Annotated in this window: 17 protein-coding genes and 1 pseudogene; 3 read left to right on the top strand and 15 right to left on the bottom strand. The window is 39.3% G+C overall.

Annotation, left to right across the window (positions count from 1 at the left end):
• Positions 1-226: 226 nt before the first annotated feature.
• Positions 227-697, bottom strand: a complete 471-nt coding sequence (locus ACYQ73_RS22730) for a response regulator (protein ID WP_460014526.1) — start codon at positions 695-697, stop codon at positions 227-229.
• Between the two features lie 247 nt (positions 698-944).
• Between ACYQ73_RS22730 and ACYQ73_RS22725 the strand changes: the two are divergent.
• Positions 945-1093 (top strand): annotated as a pseudogene (locus ACYQ73_RS22725) (GNAT family N-acetyltransferase); the annotation flags it as partial.
• Between the two features lie 140 nt (positions 1094-1233).
• Here ACYQ73_RS22725 and ACYQ73_RS22720 read toward each other — a convergent pair.
• The 11 genes from ACYQ73_RS22720 to gatC all read right to left on the bottom strand — a co-directional run bounded on the left by ACYQ73_RS22720 (position 1234) and on the right by gatC (position 12834).
• Positions 1234-2217, bottom strand: a complete 984-nt coding sequence (locus ACYQ73_RS22720) for a tRNA dihydrouridine synthase (protein WP_460014525.1) — start codon at positions 2215-2217, stop codon at positions 1234-1236.
• 518 nt (positions 2218-2735) lie between these two features.
• Positions 2736-2924 (bottom strand): hypothetical protein, encoded by a 189-nt coding sequence (locus ACYQ73_RS22715; RefSeq protein ID WP_132363450.1) that lies wholly within the window; start codon positions 2922-2924, stop codon positions 2736-2738.
• Complete coding sequence (gene rlmD, locus ACYQ73_RS22710) at positions 2924-4297, bottom strand: 23S rRNA (uracil(1939)-C(5))-methyltransferase RlmD (protein ID WP_460014524.1); 1374 nt, start codon at positions 4295-4297, stop codon at positions 2924-2926. The genes ACYQ73_RS22715 and rlmD overlap by 1 nt, the downstream gene beginning before the upstream one ends.
• 250 nt (positions 4298-4547) lie before the next feature.
• Positions 4548-4670 (bottom strand): cytochrome bd oxidase small subunit CydS, encoded by a 123-nt coding sequence (gene cydS, locus ACYQ73_RS22705; protein ID WP_460014523.1) that lies wholly within the window; start codon positions 4668-4670, stop codon positions 4548-4550.
• 13 nt (positions 4671-4683) lie between these two features.
• Entirely contained in the window at positions 4684-5709 is a 1026-nt protein-coding gene (locus ACYQ73_RS22700) for a cytochrome d ubiquinol oxidase subunit II (RefSeq protein WP_460014522.1), read from the bottom strand.
• On the bottom strand, positions 5706-7052 hold the full coding sequence (locus ACYQ73_RS22695) for a cytochrome ubiquinol oxidase subunit I (protein ID WP_460014521.1): 1347 nt from the start codon (positions 7050-7052) through the stop codon (positions 5706-5708). The genes ACYQ73_RS22700 and ACYQ73_RS22695 overlap by 4 nt, the downstream gene beginning before the upstream one ends.
• A gap of 372 nt (positions 7053-7424) precedes the next feature.
• Positions 7425-8339: a diacylglycerol kinase gene (locus ACYQ73_RS22690; protein WP_460014520.1), complete on the bottom strand. Its 915-nt coding sequence runs from the start codon at positions 8337-8339 to the stop codon at positions 7425-7427.
• A 126-nt stretch (positions 8340-8465) separates the two neighbouring features.
• On the bottom strand, positions 8466-9026 hold the full coding sequence (locus ACYQ73_RS22685; RefSeq protein WP_460014519.1) for a thioredoxin family protein: 561 nt from the start codon (positions 9024-9026) through the stop codon (positions 8466-8468).
• 603 nt (positions 9027-9629) lie between these two features.
• Positions 9630-11057 carry an Asp-tRNA(Asn)/Glu-tRNA(Gln) amidotransferase subunit GatB gene (gene gatB / locus ACYQ73_RS22680; RefSeq protein WP_427505498.1) on the bottom strand — a complete coding sequence of 476 codons (1428 nt, stop codon included), beginning with the start codon at positions 11055-11057 and terminating at the stop codon, positions 9630-9632.
• 1 nt (position 11058) lies between these two features.
• Positions 11059-12522, bottom strand: a complete 1464-nt coding sequence (gatA, locus tag ACYQ73_RS22675; RefSeq protein ID WP_460014518.1) for an Asp-tRNA(Asn)/Glu-tRNA(Gln) amidotransferase subunit GatA — start codon at positions 12520-12522, stop codon at positions 11059-11061.
• Between the two features lie 24 nt (positions 12523-12546).
• Positions 12547-12834 (bottom strand): Asp-tRNA(Asn)/Glu-tRNA(Gln) amidotransferase subunit GatC, encoded by a 288-nt coding sequence (gene gatC / locus ACYQ73_RS22670; RefSeq protein WP_010857153.1) that lies wholly within the window; start codon positions 12832-12834, stop codon positions 12547-12549.
• Positions 12835-13062: 228 nt separating this feature from the next.
• Between gatC and ACYQ73_RS22665 the strand changes: the two genes are divergently transcribed.
• A complete protein-coding gene (locus tag ACYQ73_RS22665; RefSeq protein WP_460014517.1) occupies positions 13063-13494 on the top strand; it encodes a hypothetical protein in 432 nt (143 codons plus the stop codon).
• A gap of 44 nt (positions 13495-13538) precedes the next feature.
• On the opposite strand, the gene ACYQ73_RS22660 is transcribed toward ACYQ73_RS22665, so the two are convergent.
• Positions 13539-14672, bottom strand: a complete 1134-nt coding sequence (locus ACYQ73_RS22660; RefSeq protein ID WP_460014516.1) for a CamS family sex pheromone protein — start codon at positions 14670-14672, stop codon at positions 13539-13541.
• A 207-nt stretch (positions 14673-14879) separates the two neighbouring features.
• Between ACYQ73_RS22660 and ACYQ73_RS22655 the strand changes: the two genes are divergently transcribed.
• Positions 14880-15020: a hypothetical protein gene (locus ACYQ73_RS22655; RefSeq protein WP_460014515.1), complete on the top strand. Its 141-nt coding sequence runs from the start codon at positions 14880-14882 to the stop codon at positions 15018-15020.
• A gap of 102 nt (positions 15021-15122) precedes the next feature.
• Here the strand turns inward: ACYQ73_RS22655 and ligA are convergent, their stop codons facing one another.
• On the bottom strand, positions 15123-17129 hold the full coding sequence (ligA, locus tag ACYQ73_RS22650; RefSeq protein WP_460014514.1) for an NAD-dependent DNA ligase LigA: 2007 nt from the start codon (positions 17127-17129) through the stop codon (positions 15123-15125).
• A gap of 14 nt (positions 17130-17143) precedes the next feature.
• Positions 17144-19396 (bottom strand): DNA helicase PcrA, encoded by a 2253-nt coding sequence (gene pcrA / locus ACYQ73_RS22645; RefSeq protein WP_460014513.1) that lies wholly within the window; start codon positions 19394-19396, stop codon positions 17144-17146.
• Positions 19397-19417 lie beyond the last annotated feature (21 nt).

Here is a 19417-nt window from a genome sequence, read left to right as displayed (position 1 = left end):
ATTAATTAGCAAAATAAAAGCCCTTCTGTCACAGAGGACAAAAAGGGCATGAGAAAACAAAGATATTGTTAGCTTAAAAATATCACGTAGCCCTTTTCAGCCTCTCTGGACCGTATTAAAGGAAATTTATTTCGTTCATTTATATCGTTCTACATTCTATAAGATTATTATTGAAAAAGCAATGTTTTATAGTAGAAAAAATTACCTCAATTCTTAGAAAGTAGAGTTAAAATGATTTTTTATACTTCATTTCCCCTGAGTTAAAAACAAGTGTATCAGCATTAATACATAGCTGACCAGCACACGTAAGATTTTGTCCATTTGCTGCATATTCTCCATAAACTCTTCTAATCGTCGCTTTCACCTTCGATTGCAGCATGTCAAACGTAAATGGTTTCGTAATATAATCATCAGCCCCAAGTTCAATAGCCATAATCTGATCGAGCTCTTGATTACGAGCAGAAATAATTAAAATTGGCACATTCGACTGCTTACGAAAAGCTCTACATAAATAATAGCCGTCATAATAAGGTAAATTAATATCCAATAAAACTAAATCAGGTTTAATTTTCGTAAACTCATCCTCTATATTCAAAAAGTCTTCAGGCTGTACAACAGTATACCCATAGCGCTCCAAGTTTTCTTGAATAAGCGCACTTAATTCAGTATCGTCCTCAATAAGCATAAGTTTGTACATAGTTAATTCTCCTTTTGGGCAATGGGTAACAACTATTTTAGAAAGAGTTATTTAAAGAATCATACTAAGGGACACTAATAACCCCGTTACATATAATACCATTTTATAATATATAATGTATAAATAGTATCGATACGGGGAACTCGCATAGTCAACCTTCTAAATTGCGAAATCCCACACTAAGAGGGGGATTATTTTGAGCCAATCATCAGCAGAGATTATCATTCGTAACTTCGAACATGGAGATATGCCTTTACTTGGCGATTTGTACCGATCAGTAGCAGCAAAAGAAAATGCAACATTTTGGTGGGTCGGGGACGAAGATAATTGGAGTAACGTTTTTGTGTATTTGAAGATGGGAAAATGGTTGCTAAGGGACAAGTTAGCATCGTAAATTAGGCAACAAAAAAGAGGGGTTCATTGCCCCTCTTTTCAGTCAGTACTGCCGTTGCTTTCCTGTATCTGTTCAGTAAGCTAACGCAAGGGTAAGTACATATGAGTTGATGTAATTCATTTTTTCTATAACGTTTGAAGAGTTACATCATCTCATTGTCCTCGTCCCATTCTTTTCCAAAGTTATCAAGCAATGCACGCACTTCATCTGTTGATTTCGTGTTCATCAATTGATTTCTTAATTCACCAGCTCCACGGAAGCCTTTGACATAAATTTTGAAAAAGCGATGAAGCCCTGTGATTGAACGTGGTAGTACTTCCGCATATTGATCTTGAAGATCAAGCTGCAGTCTTAAAAGATCAAGGTACTCTTTACTGCTATGCTCTTTTGGCTCTTTTTCAAAAGCAAAGGGATTTTTAAAAATACCTCGCCCGATCATAACGCCATCAATACCATATTGTTCAGCAAGCTGCTGCCCAGTTTGACGGTCAGGAATGTCTCCATTGATTGTTAGTAGCGTATTTGGTGCAATACGGTCACGTAATTTTTTAATTTCCGGAATTAGCTCCCAATGCGCATCTACTTGGCTCATTTCCTTTCTTGTACGCAAATGAATAGAAAGGTTCGCAATATCCTGTTTTAAAATATGCGTTAGCCAATCCTCCCACTCATTTACATCGTTAAAGCCTAGTCGTGTTTTCACGCTAACAGGCAGTCCGCCCGCTTTTGCTGCTTGAATAAGCTCTGCCGCAACGTCTGGACGCAGAATAAGGCCACTGCCTTTCCCTCTCGATGCCACATTCGGTACAGGGCAACCCATATTAATATCGATACCTTTAAAGCCTAGCTCCGCCATACCAATACTCATTTGACGGAAATATTCGGGATTATCCCCCCAAATATGTGCCACCATTGGTTGTTCATCTTCTGTGAAAATCAAACGGCCACGCACACTTTTCATGCCCTCTGGGTGACAATAGCTATCCGAGTTTGTAAACTCTGTGAAAAATACATCCGGTCGGCCGGCTTCACTTACTACGTGACGAAAAACAACATCCGTCACATCTTCCATTGGTGCAAGTACAAAAAATGGTCGTGGTAAATCACGCCAAAAATTATCTATCATTTCAAACTCAAATCCTCTCACTATGGATACAACTTCTAACTCTCGATTTCAAAAATATGAAGCAAATGTCCCGCTTCTTTTACACTTATATCATGCTAAATAACTGATTATCAAATACAAGTACATTTTGGCATTTATAATTTGTGAAAATCGGTAATGTTTATTTTAACGAAAATCGGTCCTGAATGGTATGTTTATAAACAAAAAGAAGCAGATGGCATAGATTTTTGAACTGAACCCCGAATAGTGGACACTTTATTCCAAAAACATAAAAAAGCAATTCAAGATAACGGTTAATTTATCATAAAGCAATCGAATTATAAACCATTTGATATCAACCCCACGTTCTTGAACTGCCTATTATAATGTTCTGATACCAATTATGAGGTGTATAATTTTCATCACTTATATCAAAAGTAACCTCTTCTATTCAAGCATAAGATTCAACTAAAAACCCTTCCATGCTTACACAAAAAGGATGGAATATTTACTCCATCCTTTCAGAGTTCTATCATTTACTAATCAATCACCCGAGCAACATCCCTACCACAAGTCTTGCATTTCCCCTTCAATACAGGGGCATATTCTCCCTCTTGTATCGTGTACTTCACAATTGTCGTTACACCACAATTGCCACAAAATACGTTTTTTACGAGCATTTCTCTGATATCTTTCGGGATAGAGAGCCATTTTTTTGCTGCGTCCATTATGATCGCTCCTTTAGAGTTAGTTCCGTAACAACCTCCACATGCGTCGAATGCGGGAACATATCTACAGGTTGAATTTCCTGCGTTTGATAGCCACCATCCTCCAAAATTCGAAGGTCACGTGCTAGTGTGCCTGGATTACAGGACACATAAACAACACGCTTAGGACGCTGCTCTAAAATTGTCTTTAGTAGCGCTTCATCGCAACCTTTGCGTGGTGGGTCTACTACTAAAACATCCGCTTCTTTGCCTTCCTTATACCAGCGTGGAATTACTTCCTCTGCTGGACCTGCCTCAAAATACGTATTAGTGAAACCATTTAATTCTGCATTGCGCTTCGCATCTTCAATAGCTTGCGGTACAATTTCAACCCCCATAACAGCCTTTGCTTTTTGTGCAAGGAATAATGAAATTGTGCCTATACCACAGTAAGCGTCAATTACTCGTTCATCCCCCTGCAAGTTAGCGTAGTCTAATGCTTGCTTGTATAGAACTTCCGTTTGCTGAGGATTTACTTGATAAAATGAACGAGCTGAAATTTCAAAGCGAACATCGCCAATTGTATCAATAATAACGTCCTTACCCCATAGGTTTACGGTTTCATCACCGAAAATAACGTTCGTTTTGTCGCTGTTAACGTTTTGCATAATTGATGTTACGTTCAGAACAAGGTTCTGGATTGTCGCAACAGCAGCTTCTTTTTGCGGGAATTTTTTCTTTTTAGTTACAAGAACAACCATAACTTCACCAGTTGCTCGTGCTTTACGAATGACTACATGGCGTAGCATTCCCTCATGTGTTTCCTCGTTATATGGTCGAATACCAATTGCCGCTAATTCCTTTTTCAAACCTGCAAGAATAGCGTCCGCTTCCCCTGTCTGAATTAAGCAACGCTCCATATCCACAATGCTATGAGACTTCGTTTTATAGAAGCCAGCAATAGCTTGTCCTGCTTCATTTGAGGAGAAAGGTATTTGTGCTTTATTACGATAATGCCAAGGCTCTTCCATGCCTTTCACAGGTAAAACAGGCGCATCAATTTTACCAATGCGCTGCATGACATTACGCACCATGTTTTCTTTCCATTTTAGCTGCCCTTCATAAGACAGGTGCTGTAATTGGCAGCCGCCACATTGCTTGAAATATTCACAAGGCGCATCTACACGATCTGGCGATGGCTTGAGAATTTCTGCAACCTTTGCAAAGCCGTAATTTTTTAACGTTTTTAAAACATGCACTTCCGCCGTTTCATTAGGAAGTGCACCTTGGATAAATAATGGATAGCCATCGACCTTTGCGACGCCATTGCCATCATGTGTTAAATCTTCTATATAAACTGTTAGTCGGTCATTCTTTTTCACGGGTGCTGACATTCGTACATCCTCCATTTCAATCTCTTTATTGTAGCATGTTGTGGCGGATGAAAAAAGAACAAGGCTTAATATTAACTGCTCGGGTATGTTGAGGAAGTGATCGGGTATGAGCTCGAACTGCTTGGGTAGGGTCAAGAATGTGATTGGCTTTACTCCAAACTGCTCAGGTAAACAAAAAGTAATCTGTTCTGTCTACCCGAGTACCCGAACAAATACATCCTACTCTTTACACGAGTAGAAAAAAGAGCCGCTATTCGCGACTCTTTCCCTCTTTCTTCATTGTGTGATAATCTCTAGGTGCCCACCAAAAAGCAGCAACTACTCCGAGGATGACAACTATAAATGGCGCATAAAAAATTAAAAAACTAGCCATAGTTTTATCCCTCCTATACGTGATTGTCTTCTTTTCCGGTCACATAATTTTTGTTGAAGAGGAATAATTTCAACAACAAGAACAGTGATGGAATAAGCAGACACAGTCCTAAAATAAACGCAATGACGAGTGCAATCGCCATTTGTGTACTTGTAAAACTATCGTAAATTGTTAAATACGGATACAGTAAATATGGATATTGTGCGATACCATATGCGAAGAACGCCACTGCAAATTGGGCAATCAATAATCCAACCGCAAGTCCGTAATTTTTTCGCATCCATATTAACACTACAGTAATAATAAATAACACGGCTGAAATGGCGAACATCCACCATAAATTAACCATATTATTGTAACTTTCAGGGTTGATGAATTTCAATTCGTACATAATGCCGAGTGCACTCACCATTAAAGGCGCCGCCCAAGCAAGTGCGTATTTTCGCATTAAATTTGTTGCATTTTTATCTTTTGCTTTGTGAGCGTACCAAGTTAAAAACACGGCTGAAATATAAAGTACAGCTGCAATGCTCAACACGACAATACTCCAAGCAAATGGGCTCGTATACAATGTCCAGTAATTCAAGACTGGTTGCCCGTCAACAATATCAACATAGCCTCCAGCAGCAATCGCGAATACAACAGAGAGTGAGGCTGGAATGAGCAAGCCTGCTACCCCATACGTCAGTGTGTAACCGATATGCCCACGTGCACCATATGATTCAAATGCATAGTAGGAGCCTCGTATTGCAAGAAGCACTAGCGAAATACTAACAGGGACAAGTAATATCGTTCCATAATAGAAAGCTGTTTGTGGGAAAAATCCAACAATCCCAACAAAGAAGAATACTAAAAAGACATTGGTTACTTCCCAAACAGGTGATAAATAACGCTTAATAATATTCGTTAAAATATGATTTTTCCCAATGAGCAGGCTATAGGCATTAAAAAAGCCTGCTCCAAAATCGATTGAAGCTACAATGACATAGCCGAATAGGAAAATCCATAAAACTGAAATACCTAAAACCTCTAATGTCATAAGATGTCACCGCCTTTTTCAGCATGGCGATCTTCTATTTCTCGCTCAATTGGATTCTTTTTGAACATACGAATTAAAACCACCATACTACCTACTGCTAATACGGCATACACACCTGTAAACAACAGCATCATTAAATCTACATGGTCACTCGTCGTGGCCCCTTCTGGTGTGCGCATTAATCCATACAAGATCCAAGGCTGTCGTCCAACTTCAGCGAGCCACCATCCTGCTTCAATCGCAATAATGGAAAGTGGTCCACCTGCTACAACAATCCATCTAAACCAACGTGAATGAATAAACTGCCAATCACGTGCTTTCCCGCATACATAAACCAATGAAACGAATGCCATGAACATGCCAATCATCACCATGAGATCAAAGAGGTAATGAATATATAGAGGTGGTCGATCTTCTTCAGCAAATTGATCTAAGCCAATTACCTCTGCATTTGGATTATTATGTGCTAAAACACTCAAAGCATAAGGTACTTTAATAGCATATTTTACTTCTTCCCCATCTAATACACCAAATAGTATAAGTGAAGCTTTATCTTCCGTTTCAAAATGCCACTCAGCTGCAGCAAGTTTTTCTGGCTGATATTCTGCTAAATATTTTCCTGAAAAGTCTCCAATAATCGCTGATGCAATGGAGAAAATCAGACCAATCTTCATAAGTAAGTATAAAGATTTTTTATGATATATATGCTTAGAACCTCTAAGCAGACGGTATCCTGCAATTGCTGCTAACACAAATGCGGATGTCATATAGGCTGTAACGAGAACATGCGCTACCTTTGTCGGCATTGCTGGATTAAACATTGCTAGAAATGGTTGAATATTCACTAGCTGGCCGTCCACAATATCAAATCCTTGTGGCGCATTCATAAACGCGTTGACAATTGTTATAAACACAGCTGACATCGATGCACCGACAGCAACCGGAATTAACAGTAGCATATGCTTCTTCTGACTATCGAAGCGATCCCAAGTATATAGGTAGATGCCTAGAAAGATGGCTTCAAAGAAAAATGCAAAAGTTTCCATGAAAAGTGGTAATGCTATTGTCTGACCGGCAAGTTGCATAAAATTCGGCCATAGTAAAGATAACTGTAAGCCAATTGCTGTCCCTGTGACAACTCCCACTGCAACCGTAATAACAAAACCTCGTGCCCAACGTCTTGCCATTAAAATATAGTGCTCATCATTCTTTTTATATCCAGTCCATTGTGCGATCATAATCATTAACGGGACACCAACACCAATCGTTGCATAAATAATATGAAACGATAAAGTTAGTTCCGTTAATGCTCTACTCCAAAAGACTGCTGATTCATTCACCATGTCATTGCCCCCCTAACCTCCAAATATTCTTCCAAGTATGGAAAGTAGCATAATAATTGCAACACCAAAGCTTAGCCAAATGAGCTTTCTTTCCTGTGACTTATACAAAGGCAACACTTCCTTTCCCTTATCTCTACCCCATTTTCCACTATTGCAACGAAAAAAACCTTTATAATGGACCGGAATTTCGGCCTATTATAAAGGTTTCAAATTTTGTTCAAGTAATATACGCACATTTGCCAAACATTTTTCTTATTTCATTCACAATACCAATTATAGGAGAAAATTATTCCTATATATAGTTTTTTTACCGATTCCACCCATAAAACAAGGCTCCCTCCTAAATGGAGAGCGCCCTGTTCTAATGTTTCATTAAATACGGTCATCCTCACGAATATCTGCTAGTGGAACAAAAATTTCAATATGGCGCTTTAAGTTTTCAAATGTAGCAGGCGCATCCCCACCATACTCACCATCTAAGTTTAAATGTATTTCATCTTCAGTAGATACTTTTACGACACTGGCCTTTTTATAAATGACACGATCATCATTCAAATGCTCGCCTCTTAATGCCATAGCGGCAAGCTGAATAAATTCAGGCAGGCTTACTTTTTTCAATACTAATAAAGTAAAGTAGCCATCATTAATACTTGCGTCAGGTGCAAGCTTTTCAAAGCCCCCCACTGAATTTGTTAAGCCGCATAAAAACATCATGGCATCCCCATCAAACACTTCGCCATCATATTCGATACGCATATGGGAAGCTTTGATTGATGGGATCATTTCAACTGCTTTTACGTAATAAGCTAGCTGTCCTAGCATTGTTTTCATTTTACTTGGCACTTCATAAGTTAACTCTGTAATACGTCCGCCAGCGGCAATATTGATGAAATAGCGTTCCCCATTTAATAAACCAACATCAACCGGCAACGTTTCGCCTTTAATAATGATGTCAACTGCAGCTTCAATATTTCGCGGAATATGCACGGCACGGGCAAAGTCATTCGTAGTGCCCATCGGAATTAAACCTACTTTCGGGCGGTTCTCAAATGAACTCACACCTGAAACAACTTCATTTAATGTGCCGTCTCCACCAACTGCAATGATTATATCAAAGCCACGTTCAACTGCATTTTTTGCTGCAATAGTTGCATCGCCTTCACACGTTGTTGCGTGACAAGATGTCTCATAGCCTGCTACCTCTAATTTTGCCAATACTTCTGGTAGATGCTTTTTAAACACTTCACGCCCAGATGTAGGATTATAAATGATTCTTGCTCGTTTCATAACATACCTTCCTGCTTCATAAGATTCTAATTCTTCCAACGAATTATTCGTTTAAATGTTGCATTAACCTTCCAATAGTCAACGAAAGCAAGGCATGTCCTCATTCTCTGACATGCAGCCTTACGATTATTGTAATGCAGCTGTTACTTGCTTTTTAAAATCCTCATAAACAAATGTCCAATATGATGTATTCGTAATATTCTCTTCACGAATTTCAGCATATAGCGCTTTTTGTGCATCTTCAAATGTAGGATCTTCTTTATCAGGTAATGTAGCTCGTTTACTCACTACTAGTTCCTGTAATTCTGATGCACGTGGACCCCATTTTCCAACAACCTGACCGGCATCATCTAATAAAATATAAACTGGAATTGCACGGCCTCCGTTTGTTAAATAGCGATCAATTAAATCTGTATCAGCATCACGTAGTACTGCGCGCATTTCTAACCCTGCTGCCTCTGTTACTCGACGAATAACTGGATTGTTTAACATTGCGTCTCCACACCAATCCTCAGTAATCGTTAAAATTTTTGGTTGCTTGTCCTTCAGTAGTTCGATAAAGCCATCGTTTAGTGGAACTTCGAAACCATCATAAATACGGAAGCTTTCATCTTTTAATGTCGTCATATTATCCATATATTGTTGAATCGAAATCGCATCATTGAAATATTGTTGTTCATTTTTCATTGATTGACCTCCTAAAGTGTTATATGTTCTATTCTATATTTTGCTATGAATACTCTTTGAAGACAACTATTAAGTGTTAATTTGGCATTTTTTAGTCTTAATACGATAAAATTCACCATAACGTGTGGTTGATTTCCGTTCCAGCTGAGCACTTTGTTGTTGCTGTCGCTTCGCTTTCGCACAGAGCAAAGCTTCCTGGGGGCGTCCGATGAGCCGCTTGGGGCAACAGGATGTTGGTCACGAAGGCGTTATCACAGGACGTGATGGTTTTAGCCTTCGTTCCTCTATTCGCTAATCCCCAAGGAGTCGCCCAGCCTCCACTCCAATCAACTTATTTACATAGTAGAAGTTTTAACAAAAGTCATCCACAACTTTTGCTGATGAACCATAAAATTAAGTTCAATGAGCTGTTTTTCAATATAACTCCGCTTCAGAAAGGTCAATATGTAACCTTTCTAAACTACTACCTGTTGATACTTTATGGTAATGGGGGCATTTTATCTTGTTATAGATACCCCAAGGATTCTTTAGTATGTATTAATTTTTAAATTTAAAAGGCCAAGAAAACAAATTTGCTCTCTTGGCCTTCTATTGTAATTGCAATTAACGTTTTGCAATTTCTTGTTGTAATAATTTATTGACCATTGGTGGGTTCGCTTGACCTTTAGTAGCTTTCATAATTTGACCAACTAAGAAGCCGATAGCGCGATCCTTACCGTTTTTGAAGTCTTCGATTGATTGTGCATTGTTGTCTAGAACTTCTGTTACGATAGCAAGTAATGCACCTTCATCAGAAATTTGAACTAAACCTTTGGCTTTAACGATTTCTGCTGCGGAACCGCCATTTTCTACTAATTCAGCAAATACTTTTTTACCGATTTTAGAAGAAATTGTACCATCAGTGATTAATTTCACCATTTCCGCAAGGTTTTCTGGCGTTAATGCAGTATCTTTAAGGTCTTTTTGTTCTGCATTTAAGTATGCAGAAACATCACCCATAAGCCAGTTTGCTGAAAGCTTTGCATCTGCACCTTTAACTACCATAGCCTCGAAGAAGTCCGAGATTTCTTTTGAAATAACAAGAACTCCTGCATCATATGGTGTTAAGCCTAATTCATCAGCATAGCGTTTTTTACGAGCATCTGGAAGCTCAGGAATTTCTGATTTTACTCGCTCTAACCATTCATCAGAGATCGATAGACGAACTAAGTCTGGCTCTGGGAAGTAACGGTAATCGTCTGTTCCTTCTTTCACACGCATAAGAATTGTTTTACCTGTTTTTTCATCGAAACGACGAGTTTCTTGGTCAATTACCCCACCTGAAAGAAGGACATCTGCTTGGCGTAATTCCTCGTGCTCAATACCACGGCGAACATAGTTGAAAGAGTTAAGGTTTTTAAGCTCTGTCTTTGTACCAAATTCTTCTTGACCATATGGACGAATTGAAATGTTGGCGTCGCAACGTAGTGAACCTTCTTCCATTTTACAGTCAGATACATCTGTATATTGGATAATTGATTTTAATTTTTCTAGGTAAGCATACGCTTCGTTTGCTGTACGAATATCTGGCTCAGAAACGATTTCTACAAGTGGTGTACCTTGGCGGTTAAAGTCAACTAAAGAGTGGTCACCAGAGTGAGAAAGCTTCCCTGCATCTTCTTCCATATGAAGACGCGTAATACCGATACGTTTTGTATAGCCGTCAACCTCGATATCAATCCAGCCGTTTTTACCGATTGGCTTATCGAATTGAGAAATTTGATAAGCTTTCGGATTATCTGGATAGAAGTAGTTTTTACGGTCAAATTTTGTTTCTTGTTCGATTTCCATGTTAAGTGCAAGTGCTGCACGCATTGCGAAATCAACAACATTTTTATTTAGTACTGGTAGAACACCAGGATAACCTAAATCGATTACTGTAGTATTTGTATTTGGTTCAGCACCGAAATGAGCTGGTGCTGGTGAGAAGATTTTTGAGTTCGTTTTTAACTCAACGTGTACTTCTAAACCAATGACTGTTTCAAAGTTCATGTTATTTTCCCTCCCAAATTTGAGGAACTTGTTTATGGAACTCCGTTGCTTGTTCAAAAGCATGAGCTACACGGTAAATTGTTGCTTCATCGAAGTATTTACCGATAATTTGTAAGCCTAATGGCAGTTCATTTTCAAAGCCACATGGAATTGAAATGGCTGGCACACCAGCTAAGTTCATAGGAATCGTTAAAATATCATTTGCATACATCGTCATTGGATCATTAACGTTTTCACCAATTTTAAATGCTGGTGTTGGAGAAGTTGGTCCAATGATTACGTCAAAGTCTTCAAATACTTTGTCATAGTCTGCTTTGATAAGTGTACGTGCTTGTTGAGCTTTTTTATAGTAAGCATCATACGTACCTGCGCTTAGTGAGTAAGTACCAAGCATGATACGACGTTTTACTTCATCGCCAAAGCCTTGTGCACGTGTTTCTTTATAAAGGTCCATCAAATTATTAACATTTTCTGCACGGAAACCATAACGGATACCGTCAAAACGAGAAAGGTTAGAAGACGCTTCAGAAGAAGAAAGAATATAGTATGCTGCAAGTGCGTATTTCGAATGAGGAAGGGATACTTCTTCTACTGTAGCACCTAAGCCTTTTAATACTTCTAATGCTTCAAGCACTGATTGACGTGCTGCTTCGCCAACACCTTCACCAAGGAATTCTTTTGGCACAGCGATACGTAAGCCTTTTACGTCACCTGTAAGTGCTGCTGCATAGTTTGGAACTTCTACGTTTGCAGAAGTTGAATCGTTTGGATCTAGTCCTGCAATTGCTTCAAGTAAAAGAGCGTTGTCTTCAACATTACGAGTAATTGGCCCGATTTGATCTAAAGAAGATGCAAATGCAACTAAACCAAAGCGAGATACACGACCATATGTAGGTTTCATCCCTACAACACCGCAATATGCTGCTGGTTGACGGATTGAACCACCTGTATCAGAACCAAGTGAGAATGGTACTTCACCTGCTGCTACTGCTGCTGCAGATGCACCTGAAGATCCACCTGGTACGTGGTTTAAGTTCCATGGATTTTTTGTTGTTTTATAGTATGAGTTTTCATTTGAAGAACCCATTGCAAACTCGTCCATGTTTAATTTACCGATAGTGACCATACCAGCTTCACGTAGCTTTTTAACTACTGTTGCATCGTAAATTGGCATAAAGCCTTCTAGAATTTTAGAAGCACATGTTGTTTCTAAACCTTCTGTCACGATGTTGTCTTTAACACCGATAGGAAGACCGAAAAGTGGTCCACGCTCTTCAAATGGCACTTTGTCCATTTCAGCTGCTTGTGCAGTTGCTTTTTCTTCGTTTGAAGCAAGGAAAGCTTGTACATCGCCGTCAAGCTTTGCCACACGTTCGTATGCTTCTTTTGTTAAATCAGCGATTGTTAGGTTACCCGCTTTAATGTCAGCTTGTAGCTCCTTTGCTGAACGTTCAAATAACGTCATGAGGAATCCTCCTATGTTTTAGTATTACATGATAGCTGGTACTTTTACTTGACCATCTTCTTGTTCTTTTACGTTTAACATCATTACTTCACGGTCTAAGCCTTTTGTTGCCACGTCTTCACGCATTACGTTTACTAATGGTAAAACATGAGTTGTTGGTTCAACATTCGTTGTATCTAACTCGTTTAGTTGCTCTGCGAAGTCTGTAATTTTACCAAGCTGTTCAGCAAATTTCTCTGCTTCCTCTTCAGTAATTGCAAGACGTGCTAAATTTGCAACGTGTTTAACTTCTTCTTTTGTTAATTTTGCCATTTTTCACACCTCCGAATACTCTCTCAATTCATTGTTTTTGTCGATAACAATAGGGTTGAATAAAGTTAACCATGCAAGTAATCATAACATTTTTCATATTAAAAATCACAACTTTCACCAAAAATAAAGAAACTTTCACTACTATGACGAAGTGTTGTCTTTAGGGACTGCCTTTGAGTCCTTCATATAGACTTCTCTTTTCGGAAGTAGGGCACGGATTGTGTACTTGTGCTCTCGAGTCAGGGCGGCTATCCGTCGCTTCGAAGACTTTATCCGTCGTTCCGGGGAATCTTTCCGTCGCTTTTGCTTTTCTATCCGTCACTTCGGCAGGGCTTTCCGTCGCTCTTTTTTCTTTCCGTCGCTTCGAAGACTTTATCCGTCGTTCCGGAGAACCTTTCCGTCGCTTTTGCTTTTCTTTCCGTCACTTTGGCGAGGCTTTCCGTCGCTCTTTTTTCTTTCCGTCGCTTCGAAGACTTTATCCGTCGTTCCAAGGAATCTTTCCGTCGCTTTTGCTTTTCTATCCGTCACTTTGGCGGGGCTTTCCGTCGCCTTTCTTCTTTCCGTCGCTTCGAAGATTTTATCCGTCGTTCCGGGGAATCTTTTCGTCGCTTTTGCTTTTCTATCCGGCACTCTAAAGAGTCTATCCATCATTTTGATTAATTCTTCCACCAAAAAAATATAGTCAGCACGAGGCTGACTATAAATTAATAGATATGGACGTATGGTTCCTTTTCGCTGGCATTCTTTACGATCAATGCCTCTGGACCGTTTATTGAGGTAATATTCACTTCAACATTGATGTTATCAAATTGATTGATCAGAACACCTGTTAAATATTGAGTAAAGCCTATGATTTCAGACTTGCCGTAGAATTGGATTGGCACTTCAATCGTTAGCTTTTGAATTTTTTTATCTTGATAGAAGCCTGTTCCTATTACACTAGTATAATTAGAAAAGTATTTATCTACATCTTGTTTAAAATTCTTAAAGTTATTGCTAACATCTCTGTATACATCCTGTGATTCACTCGTTGGGAATAGTACATATTCTTCGTCAAGATTTTTCCAATCAGCTACGTCGTTTTGTCCTGCTTTTGCTACGCCATAGCTAAAATACGTTCCTGGAATAATGTCATTGCGAGCTTTTTGTTTAAACAAGCCTACTACAATCGGTATATCTTTCAATTCATCACGAGTTCTTAGGCGGGACACAATTTCAGCGGCCATTTTCTTTCCTTGCTCAACGAGTTTTGCCTCCGGAATTGGTTCCTCATAGTACTCTCCATATTTTTCTTTTTGATAGTAATAAATAGAGTTTAAGGAGAGTCCTATCGAAATACCGCCTAATTTTACTTTATTATCACTAGTTTTTGTTAAATAATTTTGCTCAACAATATGCGATAAATAGATTGGGGCTTTAGTTGCACGTTCTTCTGCCGGCATTGAGTCCGTCGTTGGAGGATTTAACCCCTCCTTCGTTTGTGAACTACGTGCAAGCCAATCTGTCACTGTACTTTCCGCTAAATATTGCCCCTCTTGGAAGAAGTAGTTTTCTGTGTCAAACTCATTTTGAGAAAGGCGCATTAAACCTGTTTCTACTTCCTTCATATCATATTTCGTAAAGATATTTGAAACTACTAATCCTCTGCTAGCACTTTGTTTATAAGGCGTTAGCGTTCTATAATATGATTCATCAATCTGTATGCTTGGAATAATCGTTGTTTCCGCTTTTTCCTGTTGCGTCTCCTGTGTAAGCTCTGTTTCCTTCTTATTAGAAGGCACACAGCCGACTAGCATTGCAGCAGCGACAATTGCTGGAATGAGTCGAAATGACTTCATTATTTTTATACTCCTTTACTGTAAATCAAATTCTGCTCGACGAATTGTTCATACCCTACCTATGGGCAGAAAGAGACATATATAAAATGCCTCTATTCTCCACCAAATGGGTATGACAATTCATCATACTTTACTATAATATTTGGCTCATCACCATAACGTGTGGTTGATTTCCGTTCCGACTGGTCGCTTTCCTGGGGGCATCCGATGAGCCGCTTCGTTGCTGACGCTTCACTTTCGCACAGAAAACATCCGCTGCGCTGCAGGGTCTCGTGCCAACACGATGTTGGTCACGAAGGCGTTATCACAGGACGTGATGGTTTTAGCCTTCGTTCCTCTAATCGCTGATCCCCAAGGAGTCGCCCAGTCTCCACTCCAATCAACTTATATAAAGTATACATTTTAACAAATGTCATCCACAACTTTTGGTGACGAGTCTGATATTCCCCATTATTTTACGAGGTTAAGTTGTTCGATCAGGCTGTCTTCATTCCAAACTTCAATACCTAATTGCTCGGCTTTTGCTAGTTTAGAACCCGCTTCTGCTCCTGCAATGACAAGGTCAGTTTTTTTGCTGACACTACCTGTAACAATACCACCTAACTCTTCTATTTTCGCCTTTGCTTCGTTACGTGTCAATTGCTCAAGTTTACCAGTTAATACGATTGTTTTACCCGCAAAAGGATTATCCCCTACAGCTACTTCTATCTTTTTACCTTTATACGTCATATTAACGCCTACTTCAGCAAGGCGCCCAATGACTGCACGAGCATCCTCATTTGAAAAATACTCGACAAGTGATGATGCCATTTTATCGCCGATTTCATGAATTGCCACTAGTTGCTCCTCTGTTGCTGCCATCACCGCTTCCATCGTTCCAAACTCCTCTGAAACGATTTTTGCTGCTTTTTCACCAACATGTCGTATCCCTAATCCAATTAGTAAACGCTCCATCGAATTTTCTTTGGAAGCCTGAATAGCACTGACTAAATTCGCCGCTGATTTTTCTCCCATACGCTCAAGCTCGACAAGCTGTTCTATAGTTAAGTGATACAAATCAGAGATATCATGAATTAAATCTGCACGTAATAATTGCTCAACGACTTTATCACCAAGACCGTCAATATTCATAGCATTACGCGATACGAAATATTTAATGCTCTCCGCAATTTGTGCAAAACATGCTGGATTTACACAACGTAATGCCACTTCTCCTTCAATACGAATAAGCTCGCTATCACAAACTGGACAATTTTCAGGCATTACATATGGCACTGAGTCCTCAGGGCGCTGCTCCAGTATTACACCTACAACTTGAGGAATAATATCTCCGGCTTTTCGGATAATGACAGTATCTCCTAGTCGAATATCTTTCTCTCGAATTAAATCCTCATTGTGTAATGATGCACGTTGAACTGTCGTACCTGCCACTTGAACAGGCGTTAAAATAGCAGTTGGAGTAACAACACCTGTACGCCCAACCGTTAAATCAATATCAAGTAATGTTGTCACTACTTCCTCAGCAGGGAATTTATAGGCAATTGCCCAACGTGGACTCTTTGCTGTATAACCAAGCTCATCCTGTTGCGCATAGCGATCCACCTTAATAACAATACCGTCAATTTCATAGGCCAAATTCGGACGATTTTCAGTCCATTTTTCGATAAAGGCTAGTACCTCTTCAATCGTTGAGCAGCGTTGACGCTCTTTGTTTGATGGGAAGCCTAGTCCCTCTAAATAATCGAGCATCTCTGCATGACCGTCAATACCGTATGCCTCGCCATCTCCCCCAATTGCATAAATAAAGGTTGATAGCTGACGACTCGCTGCTATTTTAGGGTCTAGCTGGCGTAAAGAACCAGCTGCCGCATTTCTCGGATTAGCAAATAATTCTTCTCCATTTTCAGTACGAAGGGTATTCAATTTTTCAAATGATTTTTTAGGCATATACGCCTCGCCACGTACTTCAATTGTAAGTGGTTCTTTCAATCGAAGAGGTATTGCTCGAATCGTTTTTAAATTTGCTGTAATATCTTCTCCTACAACACCGTCTCCTCGCGTTGCTCCTTGTACAAAAACACCATTTTCGTATTTTAATGAAATGGCAAGACCATCAATTTTCAGCTCGCAAACATAGGAAAAGTTATCACCGATTGCTTGACGCACTTTACGGTCAAACTCACGTAAGTCTTCTTCATTAAAAGCGTTTGATAGACTTAGCATCGGGTAATCATGAGTCACCTTTTTAAAGCCTTCTACCACTGCTCCGCCCACACGCTGCGTAGGTGAATCTGGGTAAATAAGTGACGGATTCGCTTCCTCTAATGCAATAAGCTCATGTAATAATTGGTCATAAACACTATCTGCTACGACAGGTTTATCCAACACGTAATAGGCATGACCATATTCGTGTAATAATTTATTTAACTCCACAACGCGCTGTTCAATTTCGTTCATTTAAGTTCCTCCGCTTACCCTTTTTCAATAGGTGCAAATTGTGCTAGTAATCGCTTAATACCAATAGGTTGTGGGAAAGCAATATCTAGCTCTGTATTATCACCCTCACCTTTTACACTAACAACCATACCTGTTCCCCATTTTTTATGGATCGCTTTGTCCCCAGCCTTCCAGCCAAATTGGTCTCCACCAGTTGTTTGTAAACGAGCTGTTGCAGGCTGTGTTTTCTGAACCGCTCCAAGTGTACGTTTTTGATAGCCGCCTGCAGAACGATTACTAGAGGCAAACGGAACATCAGGCTGCGAACCACCTTTAGATATTGATTCTGTAATATCTTCCGAAATTTCACCTAAGAAACGTGACACATTGTTGTAGCTAGAACGACCAAAAATCGTACGACTTTGTGCACTCGTTAAATATAAACGTTCCTCTGCGCGCGTTATGCCCACATATGCTAAACGACGTTCTTCTTCCATTTCATCCATATCATCAAGTGAACGAGAATGCGGGAAGATATTTTCCTCCATACCAATAATAAAGACGACAGGGAATTCTAAGCCTTTTGCTGCATGCATCGTCATCAAAATAATGTTGCCCTTCGATGTGTCATCTTTATCAAGTGCATCAATATCTGCAATTAGCGCTAAATCTGTTAAAAAGGCAATTAAGCTTTTATCATCACTGCGCTCTTCAAAAGCCTTTGTTACCGATAAAAACTCTTCAATATTTTCTAAGCGGCTTTCCGCTTCAATCGTCTTTTCGTTTTGTAGCATTGCACGATAACCAGATTTGTCAATGATCTGCTCTACAATTTCTGTTACCGATAAATATTCTTGCATCTCTGTAAAGCCTTTAATCATTGCATAAAATTGCTCAGCTGAATTAGCAGCCTTCCCTGAAAGACCCATGAATACAAGATCATTCATAGCATCAAAAATAGAGCGCTCCTGTTCAATCGCATAGCGCGCCATTTTTTCAAAGGAAGTTGCACCGATACTACGCTTTGGCTCATTAATAATACGTGCGAGTGATAAATCATCATCATTATTGGCAATAAGGCGCAAGTAGGCAAGTAAATCCTTAATCTCTTTACGATCATAGAACTTAGTACCACCAACTATTTGATAAGACATATTGGACTTAACAAGTACTTCCTCCATCACACGGGACTGAGCATTTGTACGATATAGTATCGCAAAGTCATCAAATGAACGATTATCTTTTTGAATAAGCTGTTGGATTGTTTGTACAACGAATTGCGCTTCCTCTTGCTCGTTATACGCTTTGTACAACACGATTTTTTCACCTTCTGCATTTTCTGTACGCAGTTCTTTTGGATAACGTGTTGTATTATTTTGAATGACGTCGTTTGCCGCTTGTAGGATGCGTTTTGTTGAACGATAATTTTGCTCAAGCATAATGGCCTTAGCATTTGGATAGTCCTTTTCGAATGAAAGAATATTGCCAATATCTGCACCACGCCAACGATAAATCGATTGGTCTGAATCACCTACAACACAAATATTTTTGAATTTCTTGGCAAGCAACTGAACGAGTAAATATTGGGATTTATTCGTATCTTGATATTCGTCTACATGAATATATTGGAATTTGTTTTGATAGTATTCAAGCACTTCTGGTACACGATTGAATAATGTAATAGTTGTCATAATTAAATCATCAAAATCGAGTGACTGATTGCGACGTAGTCTTTTTTCATAACCTTTATAAACACGGGCAATCGTTTTTTCGTAAGGATTATTTTCATTGATTTGACCTGCATAATCGTCCGCAGTTTTACATTCGTTTTTTGCTGAACTAATCGCATTTAAAATCGCACGAGGTTCAAAACGCTTAGTATCAATATTTTCTTCCTTCATAACATTTTTAATAACTGATAGTTGATCAGTAGAGTCTAAAATTGAAAAGTTACGTGATATTCCAAGCTGATCAATATTACGTCGTAAAATACGCACACACATTGAGTGGAATGTCGATACCCACATACTATCGCCAGTTCCGTTACCTAGTATGCCATCTATACGTTCACGCATTTCACGTGCAGCCTTATTTGTAAATGTAATGGCTAAAATCTTTGATGGGTATACTTCTTTTTCAATTACTAAGTATGCTATACGATGTGTCAATACACGTGTCTTTCCTGATCCAGCACCCGCCATAATTAGAAGCGGTCCCTCTGTTGTTTTAACCGCATTTTCCTGCTCAGGGTTCATACCTGCTAATAAGTTTTTCGTTAACTGCTCCATTTCGCACCGCCTCGCAAACGT

Source organism: Lysinibacillus sp. CTST325, assembly GCF_054665055.1.
This window is presented reverse-complemented; position numbering and strand designations above follow the sequence as displayed.

Bases quoted from the DNA above. Each gene is read 5' to 3' on its own strand.
- rlmD (WP_460014524.1), bottom strand. From the start codon at position 4,297: ATGTCAGCACCCGTGAAAAAGAATGACCGACTAACAGTTTATATAGAA.
- ACYQ73_RS22660 (WP_460014516.1), bottom strand. From the start codon at position 14,672: ATGAAGTCATTTCGACTCATTCCAGCAATTGTCGCTGCTGCAATGCTA.
- ACYQ73_RS22655 (WP_460014515.1), top strand. From the start codon at position 14,880: ATGAGCCGCTTCGTTGCTGACGCTTCACTTTCGCACAGAAAACATCCG.
- cydS (WP_460014523.1), bottom strand. From the start codon at position 4,670: ATGGCTAGTTTTTTAATTTTTTATGCGCCATTTATAGTTGTCATCCTC.
- ACYQ73_RS22695 (WP_460014521.1), bottom strand. From the start codon at position 7,052: ATGGTGAATGAATCAGCAGTCTTTTGGAGTAGAGCATTAACGGAACTA.
- ligA (WP_460014514.1), bottom strand. From the start codon at position 17,129: ATGAACGAAATTGAACAGCGCGTTGTGGAGTTAAATAAATTATTACAC.
- pcrA (WP_460014513.1), bottom strand. From the start codon at position 19,396: ATGGAGCAGTTAACGAAAAACTTATTAGCAGGTATGAACCCTGAGCAG.
- ACYQ73_RS22700 (WP_460014522.1), bottom strand. From the start codon at position 5,709: ATGACATTAGAGGTTTTAGGTATTTCAGTTTTATGGATTTTCCTATTC.
- gatB (WP_427505498.1), bottom strand. From the start codon at position 11,057: ATGAACTTTGAAACAGTCATTGGTTTAGAAGTACACGTTGAGTTAAAA.
- ACYQ73_RS22690 (WP_460014520.1), bottom strand. From the start codon at position 8,339: ATGAAACGAGCAAGAATCATTTATAATCCTACATCTGGGCGTGAAGTG.
- gatA (WP_460014518.1), bottom strand. From the start codon at position 12,522: ATGACGTTATTTGAACGTTCAGCAAAGGAGCTACAAGCTGACATTAAA.
- ACYQ73_RS22685 (WP_460014519.1), bottom strand. From the start codon at position 9,026: ATGAAAAATGAACAACAATATTTCAATGATGCGATTTCGATTCAACAA.
- ACYQ73_RS22720 (WP_460014525.1), bottom strand. From the start codon at position 2,217: ATGATAGATAATTTTTGGCGTGATTTACCACGACCATTTTTTGTACTT.
- gatC (WP_010857153.1), bottom strand. From the start codon at position 12,834: ATGGCAAAATTAACAAAAGAAGAAGTTAAACACGTTGCAAATTTAGCA.
- ACYQ73_RS22715 (WP_132363450.1), bottom strand. From the start codon at position 2,924: ATGGACGCAGCAAAAAAATGGCTCTCTATCCCGAAAGATATCAGAGAA.
- ACYQ73_RS22730 (WP_460014526.1), bottom strand. From the start codon at position 697: ATGTACAAACTTATGCTTATTGAGGACGATACTGAATTAAGTGCGCTT.